General features: G+C 56.1%; 9 protein-coding genes. 6 read left to right on the top strand and 3 right to left on the bottom strand.

What is annotated here, in order from left to right; translation table 11 throughout:
- The first annotated feature begins 91 nt into the window (after positions 1-91).
- The gene (locus LOC70_RS14535) at positions 92-544 is read left to right on the top strand and encodes a nucleoside deaminase (RefSeq protein ID WP_230254632.1); all 453 of its coding nucleotides are present in this window, start codon (positions 92-94) and stop codon (positions 542-544) included.
- Positions 545-564: 20 nt separating this feature from the next.
- On the opposite strand, the gene LOC70_RS14530 is transcribed toward LOC70_RS14535, so the two are convergent.
- A complete protein-coding gene (locus LOC70_RS14530) occupies positions 565-1,665 on the bottom strand; it encodes a hypothetical protein (protein ID WP_230254630.1) in 1,101 nt (366 codons plus the stop codon).
- A 139-nt stretch (positions 1,666-1,804) separates the two neighbouring features.
- Positions 1,805-3,511: an ABC1 kinase family protein gene (locus tag LOC70_RS14525; RefSeq protein ID WP_230254628.1), complete on the bottom strand. Its 1,707-nt coding sequence runs from the start codon at positions 3,509-3,511 to the stop codon at positions 1,805-1,807.
- Positions 3,512-3,606: 95 nt separating this feature from the next.
- Here LOC70_RS14525 and LOC70_RS14520 point away from each other — a divergent pair, with 95 nt between their 5' ends.
- The 5 genes from LOC70_RS14520 to LOC70_RS14500 all read left to right on the top strand — a co-directional run bounded on the left by LOC70_RS14520 (position 3,607) and on the right by LOC70_RS14500 (position 10,895).
- The gene (locus tag LOC70_RS14520) at positions 3,607-5,262 is read left to right on the top strand and encodes an amino acid ABC transporter permease (RefSeq protein WP_230254627.1); all 1,656 of its coding nucleotides are present in this window, start codon (positions 3,607-3,609) and stop codon (positions 5,260-5,262) included.
- A gap of 39 nt (positions 5,263-5,301) precedes the next feature.
- Positions 5,302-6,291, top strand: coding sequence for a ZIP family metal transporter (locus tag LOC70_RS14515; RefSeq protein ID WP_255716112.1), 990 nt, complete (start codon positions 5,302-5,304; stop codon positions 6,289-6,291).
- 33 nt (positions 6,292-6,324) lie between these two features.
- Entirely contained in the window at positions 6,325-7,335 is a 1,011-nt protein-coding gene (locus LOC70_RS14510) for a cation diffusion facilitator family transporter (RefSeq protein WP_230254623.1), read from the top strand.
- Between the two features lie 61 nt (positions 7,336-7,396).
- A complete protein-coding gene (locus tag LOC70_RS14505) occupies positions 7,397-9,259 on the top strand; it encodes an alkaline phosphatase D family protein (RefSeq protein WP_230254621.1) in 1,863 nt (620 codons plus the stop codon).
- 64 nt (positions 9,260-9,323) lie between these two features.
- Positions 9,324-10,895 carry a tryptophan halogenase family protein gene (locus LOC70_RS14500; RefSeq protein WP_230254620.1) on the top strand — a complete coding sequence of 524 codons (1,572 nt, stop codon included), beginning with the start codon at positions 9,324-9,326 and terminating at the stop codon, positions 10,893-10,895.
- Between the two features lie 176 nt (positions 10,896-11,071).
- On the opposite strand, the gene LOC70_RS14495 is transcribed toward LOC70_RS14500, so the two are convergent.
- The gene (locus LOC70_RS14495; RefSeq protein ID WP_230254618.1) at positions 11,072-12,310 is read right to left on the bottom strand and encodes a hypothetical protein; all 1,239 of its coding nucleotides are present in this window, start codon (positions 12,308-12,310) and stop codon (positions 11,072-11,074) included.
- Between the last annotated feature and the right edge of the window lie 97 nt (positions 12,311-12,407).

Below are 12,407 nucleotides of genomic sequence, written 5' to 3'. Positions count from 1 at the left end.
GTTGCAATATACTTTGGGCGAGCATCAGCGATGCCAATCGCCCGTTGAGAATCTCAAGCGTTTTCCGGCTGTCATCCACGGAGTCTTCACCATGAATCCATTCTTGCAAGCCGCGTTGGAAGAGGCACGGATTGGACTGACAGAACAAGGAATTCCGATTGGATCCGTCCTCGTCATCGGCGACGAAATCGTGGCTCGCGGGCACAATCGACGAATCCAGAATGGCAGTGCGATTTTGCACGCCGAAATGGATTGCCTCGAACGTGCTGGAAGATTGACCGCGGCCGACTATGCCCAATCCACGCTGGTCTCAACCCTCTCACCGTGTGACATGTGCAGCGGAGCGGCTTTGCTTTACAAGATCCCGAGGATTTTGGTGGGCGAGAACAAAACGTTCCAAGGCCCCGAAGCTTATGTTCGCAGCCGAGGAGTGGAACTGACCATCTTGAATGATCCAAATTGCATCGAGCTGATGACCTCGTTCATTCAAAACTCCCCGTCGCTATGGAACGAAGACATCGGTTTACCTCCCGAGCTCAGCTAGCTTGCTCATTCAATCAGCGTTCACTCCGCTGATGCACTGCCCTGGCCCGCACCGCATTTTTCGCAGGCCGGCAGCAACGAATGCCGGACTCCTTGGCACGTCTCGCACTTCTCGAACAAGGTGGTTTCGCAACACGGGCAAGTGTAAGGCTGGTCCAGTGCGTCCCAATCACCATCAACCGCGATCGGCGCTTGCTTCTTCAGCGACCGCCGCGTCCAAGCGGCAAATTTCAAAGGCCCTCGCTGGATTGGATGATCACAGATGGGACAAAAGAAATGAGCGTACGACTCTCGGTACTGACGCACCAACCAATCGCGACTGGGGCGAGCCATCAACCGCAACAAACGAACCAAGACTCCCGTCGCAATGGCGAGTGAAAGCAGGATCAAAATGTAGCGGAAGTAAATGGCGGGAAAATGGTCGTGCATGACTAGCAACACGCGGATCACGACCGCACCACCAAAGGCATACACCAACATGGAATAGGCGCCGCCAGCATGCCGCACGAACAGCCAAGCAAAAATCAACAGCAGCGGAATCAACACCGCCAGTTTGTACGCCGCCAACCGCCACTGATGTCGCTGCAAGAGCGAGTCGTACTCATCACGAATAGGACGACTGGCTCGTTCGACCGCCTTCGTATTCTCCTCTTGATCAGCCTGCAACTGGTCGAGTTGGTCGTTCAGACTGGAAAGCTCGGCGTTGAGCGTTTGAATTTGATTTTGGTTTTCAAGAAACAACTGCAAGCTGTCGGTCAATGCTTGCTGTTGGCCGTCACTCAAGGAGGTTTCGTTTTCATCCGCGTTGCGTTTGAGCTCGAGCAATTGGTTGATGGTTTGCTGCGAATCACGCGTGGTTTGGCTCGTTAGCTGACGCCTTCGCTCCGTCGCGGCAATCTGTTGCTTCAGCTCACTCAATTGTGCCGTGAGTAACCGTCGTTCGTCTTGCAGCTCTTGCGGAAGCTGGCTCTCCAACATCTGGGTGTAGTTCGGCCCATTCACACGATCGATGTCGCGAACGATGTAGCCGAGCAACCAAAACGCCAACACTCCCACCGCCACGCTGAATCCGAACACCATCAACCGCAGCATGAAAGAACCACGGTGTCTTTTCGTTTTCATTGACTTCGCCTTCGCAGTCGCGGGATGGGGCACAGACATTCAGACTAGAGCCCGTGCGCCGCGAATGCTTCGCGAAAATTTTGCAATGACGTGATTTCTGATGTTGGCGATCCGGCAACCGATGGCGAACCGCCCCATATCACTCGCTTCGCAAAATTGCGAGGCAAAGTGCGACCATCACGCTGAAACTGGCGATCAATCCCAACAGTCCCAGCACACTGAGCCGCTGGATCCCGAGCATCGGTTGATCCGGAAACAGTACTGGTGCGACTTCATAGGACAACAACAACGCCGAGCCCAAAAAGACCGCGCTGGCCATCAACCCAACGACCAAGCGGTTCACGACGGGGGCGAATCGTTTGGGTTCCAATCGAACTTGCAGTTGCCCCAAACGAGCTTGATTCATCAGCGACAACAGTTGCTCCGGCGCGTTCTCTAGAAAGGCCTCGCTTTCCAGATAGATTCGCCTCGCTTGTCTCAGCCGTCGGGCGGGTGTCAGACGACGAATCATCACTCGTCGCAGATACGATCGAACGATGTCGAGCGAATCGAACCCGACCCCGATTTCTCGCAGCGTCCCCTCCAACGAGATCAGCATTTTCAACAGCAAAGCCGATTGGTTGGGAAGTCCAATTCCGTGTCGGTGGAGGATCTCGCTGAGCTGATTCAGACACCCCGACAGATCGAATCGGTCCAGCGTCTGTCGTCCGTATGTATCAACAAAATCCGCGACATCGATTTCCAACGCGGATTGATCCAAGTCCACTCTCGGATTGCCGACTCGACGAATCAATCGGGTCAATCGTCGACAGTCTCCCGCATTGATCGCGGCCAGCATTTCTTCAATGGATTCCCGCATCGCCTCATCGATGCGTCCGGTCATTCCAAAATCGAGAATCGCCAAACGACCGTCGCTCAAACAAAACAAATTGCCGGGATGCGGATCCGCATGGAAAAAACCATCTTCGAAGACCATCCGAAGGTAGGTCCTGGCGAGTGTTCGCCCCAGATCCGTAGGCAAGTCCGCTCGAGTCATCAGGTCTGAGGTTTCGTCCGGCGTCATTCCGTCCCGCTCAAAAATTTTCGCGAGCGGTTCGCCGACCATTTCCTCCATGACCAACACGCGACGCGTGCAGAGCTGATCGAAGACAGCGGGGACGACGATATCCTTTTGATCCGTTTCCAGGATCTGTGCGAACTGTTTGAGGTTGCTGCGTTCACGGTTGAAGTCCAGCTCACGCAGGATCATCGGCATGAGCTGACGCACCATATCCGATGGTCCCCACATGGCGAGGGCGTCCACGTGATCCGCCCATTGAGCCAACCCTTCGAGGACATCAAGATCCTCTCGCATCATTTTGTCGATGCCGCGACGTTGGACCTTGAGGACCACACGCGTTCCGTCAATCAATTCCGCTCGATGAACTTGGCCGATCGATGCGGTGGCAAGCGGCGCGGGTTCGATGTTTTTGAAATGCTTGCGGAAGTCCTTGCCCAACTCCTCGGTCAACGTCGACTCCACCACCTCCATCGGATCCGGCGACACTTCGTTGCGAAGCTGTTTGAGTTCCTCGGAGATTTCGTGGCCGACCAAGTCAGGGCGGGCGGCGAGAACCTGGCCGACTTTGATGAAGGTCGGCCCCAGTTCGGTGATCGCCAAACGGATGCGTTCAGCGCGTGTGTACTGTGTGAGCGGAACGCCCGATCGATCCTTGATCCAATTCTGCAGCGGCAACCGACGTGATCGACTGATCCAATCCGCCAACCCGTAGCGGCGCAGCACCACCAGGATCTCGCGTCCACGACGGAGATTGCGGTACAACTGTGGGATTGATGTCAACTTCATGAGTGTTCGTTGAGGAGGTCGGTCGTTCCATTGTGATCGCCGATTCGGCAAATCGTCGAGCCGGACGAATTTTCGACCTCGAAAACCAACCTTTTATGAGCAATATTCCGTTCGCAGCGTTGGTCCTGACTCGGATTTTGGCTGCGTCTGAAGTTCAGGCCGCACCTTTGCCGCTGCAGGGCGCCGGCACGATCCTGACCGAAACCCCAATGCTGTTGGCCATCGGCAACACGCCGGAATTCGCCGATGACTGGTTCGCGGCCATCGCCACCACGCTGAAGCTGATCGCGGTGTCGACGAGCATCGCGGCTTTGTTGGGAATCCCCGCGGCCTTTTGCGTCAGTCTGCTTCGGCCCAAACACCCACTGGTCCAGTTGTGGGCATTGGTTTCGCTGACGAGCTCGGTGATGCCATTGATCTTGCTGGCGGCCGCCTGGGAAGCCACCGCGGGCAAGTTCGGTTGGTTGATCACGACCATGACGGGCGGCAACCTTTGGTGGGTGGGATGGATCCATGGCATGCACGGTGCCGCGATGGTTGGTTTGGCGACCGCCTGGGGCACACGTCGCATCTCATCGGTCGCCATCCAGCAAGCAGCCCTCGACTTTTCGCCAGCGGGGACTTGGTGGCGAGTCCGTTTCCCCATCGCCCTTCCCTGGATCACTGCTGCGATGATTGGAGTGATGGTGCTGGCCTCGACCGAGATGAGCGTGGCGGATTTGCACAGCGTGCGAACCGTTGCCGATCAGTTCTATCTGTTCTACAGCGTGGATCCGGACACCACCTCGGTGTTGGTCAGCACCCTCATCCCCATGGTGCTCGGTGGTGTCCCCGCTCTGCTTTGGTTCGCACTGTATCGTCGTCGCTGGAAAGTCGCCGCTGAAACGTCCGCTCACAGTCAGCAACCGCCCCTCACCCCGAACGATTCAACAACCTCACCGATGCGTTTAGTCGCGACAGTGGGTGTTTCGCTCTCGACCTTGCTGCTGTTGTTGCCCTTGGTGGGCCTGGTCATTCAAACCGGACATTCCGTTGAAGTCGTCGATGGACAACGTGAAGCAACCTTCCAGTGGAGTGCCTCAATGCGAGCGATCAGCGAAGCTCCCGGGCTATTTCGCGAAGAGATTGTTTGGACGATCCAGTTAGCGTTGTTCAGCATTCTGCTCACGGTTCCCATCGCATTTGCATTTGCGCGATGCGCCCGATCGTTTCCACGAGTGGGCGTCCTCTTTGATGCACTCGGAACCATGTTGTTTTTGATTCCCGGTCCGGTCATCGGGATGACGGTCGCCGCGTTGTTCCGGCTACCACTGTCCGGACTGGATCGGTTGGCGACTCACACGCTGATTCCAACTCTGCTCGCGGTTGGGGTTCGCAGCACGTTGGTGGCCTACGCCATTCTGCGCAGCGGCTACGACGCGATCGATGAACCCTCCTGGTTGGCGGGACGCATGGACGGGTCCATCGCTTGGCGTTTCTGGAACCTCGAACGACCTCGACTGATCGGGCCATTGGCAATCGCCGGCTTGGCGGTGGCGATCGTGTCGGCGGGTGATGTGCCCGCTGCAATGCCCGTGCTCCCCCCCGGCGTGACGACAACGGGCACCCGGCTTTTTGGCCTACTGCACAGCGGAGCTCGTTATCAAGAAGCCTCTTTGGCAATGATGCACATCGCGATGGTGCTGGGGATTTGCGGTCTGATGCTGGGTGTTCAACTCCACTTGCGTGGACGAAGCAAAGACGTAGATTGAACCGTTTCGCCGCGACCAATTTCCGCTTCGGCCTGTGTCTTGTTTGTCCCCGAATCTCTTCTCGCGGTGTACTGCGTGCTGATCATGACAGCATCCGTCAGTGGCGGTTGGCTGCCGTCGCTGGTGCGGATGACTCACCTTCGCACGCAATTGCTGATGAGTTTCGTCGCCGGCTTGATGCTGGGAATCGCCATGCTGCATTTGCTGCCGCATTCGATGCACAAAATCAGCTCGGCTTCCAACGCGGGCGGTGGAGTTCTAATCGGCATCATCACGATGTTCATTCTGCTGCGAGCCTTCCACACGCATGTCCACGGGCACGCGGAATCGCATGAACATCATCACGCCCATGGCCATGACCACGGACACAGCCATGACCACGAACACAGTCATCGGCACGATCACGATCATTCCAGTCATGAACATCAAGATAATGAATCGCAATCTCCCAAATCTCATCGTCTCAGCAGCAAACCACTGGGATGGCTCGGCATGCTGTTCGGTTTGGGGCTCCACACGTTGATGGACGGGGTCGCGTTGGCAGCCAGCATCGCCGCCGAGGCTCAGCATTCGCCATGGTTGGGTTTGGCAGGCCTTGGAACGTTCATGGCGATTGCACTTCACAAACCATTGGATGCATTTGCGATCACGTCTGTCATGAGCAAGGGTGGATGGACATCGGCGCAGCGTACGATGGTCAATTTGACCTTCTCCGTCGCCTGCCCCATCGGTGCGATCGCGTTCTACTTTGGTGCAACACAACTGTCCAACACGGATGCTTTGTTAGGCTGGGGTCTCGCTCTTTCAGCTGGCTTCTTTGTCTGCATCGCGTTGTCGGATTTGCTACCAGAAGTCGCCTTTCATGATCATGATCGACTAAAACTAACCACCGCGTTGTTGCTGGGCGTGGCGTTGGCAGTCGTAATTGAAAGCCTGCCTGGACACAATCATTCCATCGTCCCGCCGACCCATCCGACTCAGCCCGACACGTTGCTAGACGAAGACGTCATCGTCTCATTAGCAACGTGATTCAAACCAATGTTCAATAGGCCGATGTGAACCATGGGAAATTGCGACCACTCCTGTGACCCGGCAACTCAAAGTAGCGACGCCGCCGAGAGTGACCATGCATGTGAAGGAACGCACCACCATGGGCTCACCTCCGCCGGAAAACTGAATTCCGTTAGTGACGCGAGGTTGCTCTGGTCCGTTCTGCTGAATCAATTTTTGACGGTCGCCCAGGTCATCGCTGGATTGCTTTCAGGAAGCGTGGCATTGCTGTCCGATGCCGCTCATAACTTCAGCGATGCGAACTCACTGCTCATCGCCTACATCGCCAGAAGGATTGCCCGCAGAGAAGCCAACCAGCGATACACCTTTGGATATCGTCGAGCGGAGCTGATTGGTGCAACCATCAACCTCACGTTGCTGGGTGTAGTCGGATGCTATCTGATCTACGAAGCCGTGCATCGTTTCTTCGACCCGCAACCAATCATTGGCTGGTTGATGGCGGTTGCCGCAGGAATCGCACTCGCCGTGGACTTGGGAACCGCGTTGTTGCTTTGGGCGATGAGCAAGGGATCACTCAACGTGCGTGCGGCGTTCATCCACAACTTGGTGGACGCGGCTGGCAGCGTTGCCGTCTTGATTGGCGCGGCGGCTGTGATCTACCTGGACTGGCTATGGGTGGACCCGCTGCTGACGTTGCTGATCGCGGCTTACATTTTGCTTCAAGTCGCCCGGATGCTGCCCGAAGCCGCTCGTATTTTGATGGAGGGTGCCCCCGCGAATTTTCCGTTTGACGAAATGATCGCGGCTGTTCGCTCCATCGATGGTGTGATTGGCATTCACCATGTTCACCTCTGGGAACTCGACGAAACACATCGAGCCTTGGAAGCTCATGTGGTGATGGAACCTTCGCGGTTTGAGGATATGGAGACCATCAAACATGGTATCAAGACTTACCTCAGCGACGAACACAATATTCGACACTCCACCCTGGAATTCGAATTCGCCAACACTTTTGATTGCCACGGACCCGATGCGGAAGTGATTCACATCGCTTGTCCGTGACCAGGCTGGTGCAGCTAGAATGGGCGACCGTCATCCCATCCTCCATTGATTTGCTGCGTCCATGAAGCCTTCCAACCTGACATTCATCGCGGTTTGCCTTCTTACAGTTTGCATCGATGCTAGTGTTGCATCGGCTCAGAGAGATCCCAACCGGCTCACCCACGGTCCCATGCTGGGGCGTCCGACGGCAACCAGTGTTCCCGTATGGGCTCGCACCTCCGACTCCGGTGAGTTCACCGTCCACTATGGCACCCAGGCCCCGGGCCAACACGGCGGCGACCTGTCCGACCATGTCAGCGAACCTGCTCAAACGAGAATCGAGCATGACAACACAGGTGTCGTCTCGCTGAAAAACCTTAAGCCCGATACTCGGTATCACTACCGCATCTTTGTAAACGGTCGCCCTCAAGGCGAACACGGCAGTTTCCGAACACTACCCGACGCTGAAAACTCTCGCTCCGAACACAACCCAGAAGGCTTGTTCAACTTCCGATTCCAAATCGGTTCTTGCGCCAACCAGAACCCGCTGCACGGGATTGGACACAGCAGCCCCACCTACCAACATCTCAATGCTGATTGGGCCGACAAAGTTCACTTCCACATCATGAACGGCGATTGGCTCTACGAAGAACTGCGCGAGTACCCGGCGGAAGCTTGGCGTCTGACCCAAGGCATCGCTCGACTTCCTTTCCCGGTACAAGTGATGCCAACGGTGACCGGTGTTTGGGAGAACTACAAACTCTACCTCTCACGCAACCACGACCTGGCTGACTGGCATCGCAACGTGCCGTCCATGTTCACCTTTGATGACCATGAACTGGTCAACGACATTTGGGGAGCCTCCGAAGCCGGCAAGCGTCACCGCCGAACCGTTTTCCGAGACATTGGCACCTACGCCTGGAATGACTACTTGGGATGGGCGAATCCCTTCGACTCGCGACAACGTTTGCATGTTGGTTCAGCGACACTGAAGGCGGGCAGCGATCTGTTGGTCGATCCGCAAACCAACTTTCACCAGTTACCGCTGAATGAGATGCTAAATCTCCATGTTCACTGGGGAACCGACACCGCCGGCGTCAACGACATGGCGTATGACACCGACGACGGCAACGCGAATTCTTATGTGTATGACATTTTGGAGGTGGTGGATGAACACACCGTTCGGTTGCACATGCCTGCCAAAGCCGATGGCAAAGTGAGTTATTCCATCGGCCAACGAAGCTACGGCAAATTCCGAGTCGCCAACTGCGATTTTTTTCTGCTCGACACGCGAGGCGACCGCGACATGCATGACGTCTCGCAGCGTGACAAACCAGGCGTTTCGATGCTGGGTGAACATCAACGTGAATGGTTGCTTCGCGAAATGAAGGCCAGCGACGCACCGTTTACATTTTTGATTTCCACGGTCCCCATGATGATTCCTCACAGCGGTGCCGGAGGGTTCGAAGCCGACGAAGCCAACAAAGAAGAAGCCTGGACTGGTTTTCTCGATGAACGAGAAGCGTTGATCGATACTTGGGATGACATGGACAAACAGGTTTTTGTGATGACGGGCGACCTTCATAACAGCTTCGCCATTCAAGTCACAGACAATGTTTGGGAGTTCTGCTGTGGACCTCACAACAGCGTGAACCACGTGCCGGCACTCGACGAGAGTGACCGTCCCGCAACGGGCAAATTTCAGTTTGGTCCGCGTGAGTGCGACATTCGCTGGAGCAGTTACGTGCTGGCGGACTTGCCACGCCTGGAGCGGCTTTACCCGCACTTCTGCGTGGTCCAGGTCAACAACGTTTTCAACATGCCAATTCAGCAAGGCGGCAAACGTCTGGTCGCCTACCCACATCCGCAGATTGTGTTTCAATACTACAACGGTTGGACCGGCGAACTCGCGTACGCGGAGTCCATTTCGTTGCCACGCGAGTGACGATCATCGACGCCGCTGCCGCAAACGCACGATTCTGTTCCTGGGTAACCAACGAGCCATTGACGTGACGCATTCCGCCGATTGTCCCTCGGACGGCCAACTTCGCATCGTTGTCGTTGGTGGCGGGACAGCGGGTTGGATGAGCGCGGCCACGCTGAAACGACGTTTGAAGTGTCATGTGACGGTGATTGAGTCGGACCGCGTTCCATCGATTGGCGTGGGCGAAGCAACGATCCCCGCCATTGTCGACTGGATCGAAAACATGGGCGTGGCGGAGGACGAGTTCATTCGCCGAACCGGTGCGACTTACAAGCTCGCGATTCGATTTGACAATTGGGTGGAGCCGACACATCGATACTGGCATCCGTTCGGCATCTGCGGCAGCCCGATTGATGGATTGGACCTCATTCACACTTGGCGACGGGGAGTCCGACAGGGTTGGTTGCCTGCGGACTCCAAGTACACCGACTTTAGCTTTCAGCGAGAGCTGTGCGAACTTGGACGTGGTCCACGCGAAGCGGGGCAACCGAGCTTGGCACACAACTACGCCTTTCATCTCGACGCGGGCAAACTGGCAACGTTCTTGCAAGAAATCGCAGTGGCCGAAGGCGTCAATCACATCATCGGGGATGTGTGCGGTGCAAACCTTGACGCGTGTGGTGACATTCAATCACTTACTCTGAATGAACAATCCGCGGTGGCTGCCGAACTGTTCATTGATTGCAGCGGTTTCGCCGGTGCTCTGATTCAAAAAGTGATGCGATCGGAGTGGGTCGATTGGTCGGACCAGTTGATCTGTGATCGCGCCATCACGATGCGTCGGCCGCAGGTCCAGATTTGCCAGGGTGAAAAAAGTCACGAGGACGGGCCAGTCGTATTGCCGCCTTACACCATCAGCACAGGTATGAAGTCCGGATGGTCTTGGCAGATCCCGTTGCATCAAACCACGGGATGCGGCTACGTGTTTTCGTCAGCGCACCTGAGCGACGAGGAAGCTCGCGATGAATTGATCGGCCTAGCCGGTGGCGACTTTGATACCACGGAAACGAAAGTCGTCCCGATGCGGGTTGGCATGCGACCGGAGTCCTGGGTCGGCAATTGTGTGTCGATTGGCTTGTCCGCTGGATTTGTCGAACCGCTCGAGTCGACAGGGATTTTTTTGGTCCAACGTGCCCTGGATGAGTTCGTGGAATGTCTTCCAACCACAGGGAACAATTTATCGTTCGTAGACTCCTGCGACACCCGATCATTCAATCAACGAATGACGGAGGTTTACCATCAGGTGCGAGACTTCGTCCTGATGCATTACGTTGTTTCACGGCGTCGCGACACACCGTTTTGGCGGGAGGCAGCTACCGTCCTGATTCCTGAATCGCTCCAGTTGCTGCTGGAAGAGTACACCAGCACAGGCCGAGTCCGATTGCCTGAGCGGGACCCGACGTTCCTGGATGTGAACCACCACTACATCCTCAGTCCCGCGGGAATCCATCCGGGCCGCGTGCCGGGACATCCCGAACCGGACACAGCTCGCACGCAGCAGCAAGCGGCCTTTTTGCAGCACATCCAATCGACTCACACGGACATTGCGTCAAAACTGCCGTCGCACAGATCGCTGATGGATGCGATCCATCTGTAGCGTCACTCGTCGAGGGTTGCGTCCAATGCTTCGTCGCAACAACTCGCCGAGAGCGTTCCAAACCCGTAGCGATACTCGTCGAGAGTATCGATGGTTCGAATGAGATGGACGAAACTCTTGACGAGTTTCGCTACTGACGGGTGTTGTTACTGACGAGTTTCGCAAGTGATGCGTGATCAATACTGCAGCTGAACGCCCGTGGTCACGCCGAAGAAGCTGAGGTCGTCGTCCAAGACGCTGTCACCGGTGACATCGCCATCTCGACCTTCCATCGTCGCGGGTGGGTTCACGCCACCGACGCTGGAATGATGCTGGCCCTCGAAGGCGACGAATGTTGTGAAATGATCGGTGATGATGTACTCGATGCCAACTTGCATCTCCAAACTGCCCGCAAACGAGTTCACACCTTCGTCGTACGATCGCAAATCGATTCCATTGACGTGTTGTGTGTTGCCAAAGTTCGACTCGCGACCGAGGAAGTCTTTTTGCCCATACAGCATCGCTCCACGTAGCGTCCCGAACATTGCCAACCTTTCCAATGGCAACGTCTGTCGCAATCGCAAGGCCATGACTGGCCCGAGGCCCCGAAACTCGGTGATTGCATTGACAGACCCTTCGTCGGTCACAGCGGAATACGATTGGCTGAACTTGCCGTATCGAAGACCGATGAATGCGTCGACCGGTTGGATGAGGTTCCGAGAAACTTCGAGATCGATCACATCCGTACGAACACTGCTGGTGAAGGTTCCTTCTTCGAATAACTGCACTCCCAAAGCAACGTCACCGTCTTCCACCAGATACGGCACGTCGGCTCGCCAACCCGCTTGGATGATTCCGTTGTCTTCGCTAGCGACAAACGATTGACTGTGATCGAACTGCCAGTATCGAAGTTGCCAGCCGACGCGATTGCTAGCTGGTTCGTAACCCAACGTGACGCGGGGACTGTGCTCCATTTCCCATGGAAACATCACCGTCGCGAATTCTTCGTCGCCTGTTTGAACGATCAACGCGGTTTGATTGCTCTGAACCGGTTGCACGATGACGCTTTCGTAGCGAGCGAATAGTTTGCCGGGTCGCGAGGGACCAGCTTGCAACCGAGCGAGTTCGGATTCTTGTCGCGCCAGACGTTGTTCGAGATTCATCATTTGAATGGATGAATCCGTGTGGTCGTGGATGGAGCCGCTGCTGCTCGATGGATCAGCATCCGTCCACTGGGCGTAGGAGGCTTGACCAATCATGTCCGCGAGCTCGTCCGCTGGCAAATCCGTTACGGTGTCGAACGACGCCGAATCGTCATCCGCCGCGAGTTCGTTTTGAGACGATTGAGCGAACGCCAGGTCCGCCGGTGACCACGCGATCACCGCCGGCCCCACCCAAACGAGGCATCGAAATAGGATGCCAACCCAAGCGTTCATTGGATTCATCGTTTTCAACGGGGCGTAACAAGGTGGGTGAGGTGGGAGAACCGCCGTCCGTGATCCAGCTCAAGCGATCATCGGAAGGTTCTGGTAG

The organism is Rhodopirellula halodulae (assembly GCF_020966775.1).
GTDB lineage: Bacteria > Planctomycetota > Planctomycetia > Pirellulales > Pirellulaceae > Rhodopirellula > Rhodopirellula halodulae.
Note: the sequence above shows the minus strand (reverse complement) of the source record. Positions and strands in the feature narration are given on the sequence as shown.

Coding starts and splice junctions, on each gene's coding strand:
- LOC70_RS14535 (WP_230254632.1), top strand. CDS start 92: ATGAATCCATTCTTGCAAGCCGCGTTGGAAGAGGCACGGATTGGACTG.
- LOC70_RS14495 (WP_230254618.1), bottom strand. CDS start 12,310: ATGAACGCTTGGGTTGGCATCCTATTTCGATGCCTCGTTTGGGTGGGG.
- LOC70_RS14530 (WP_230254630.1), bottom strand. CDS start 1,665: ATGAAAACGAAAAGACACCGTGGTTCTTTCATGCTGCGGTTGATGGTG.
- LOC70_RS14510 (WP_230254623.1), top strand. CDS start 6,325: ATGGGAAATTGCGACCACTCCTGTGACCCGGCAACTCAAAGTAGCGAC.
- LOC70_RS14520 (WP_230254627.1), top strand. CDS start 3,607: ATGAGCAATATTCCGTTCGCAGCGTTGGTCCTGACTCGGATTTTGGCT.
- LOC70_RS14505 (WP_230254621.1), top strand. CDS start 7,397: ATGAAGCCTTCCAACCTGACATTCATCGCGGTTTGCCTTCTTACAGTT.
- LOC70_RS14525 (WP_230254628.1), bottom strand. CDS start 3,511: ATGAAGTTGACATCAATCCCACAGTTGTACCGCAATCTCCGTCGTGGA.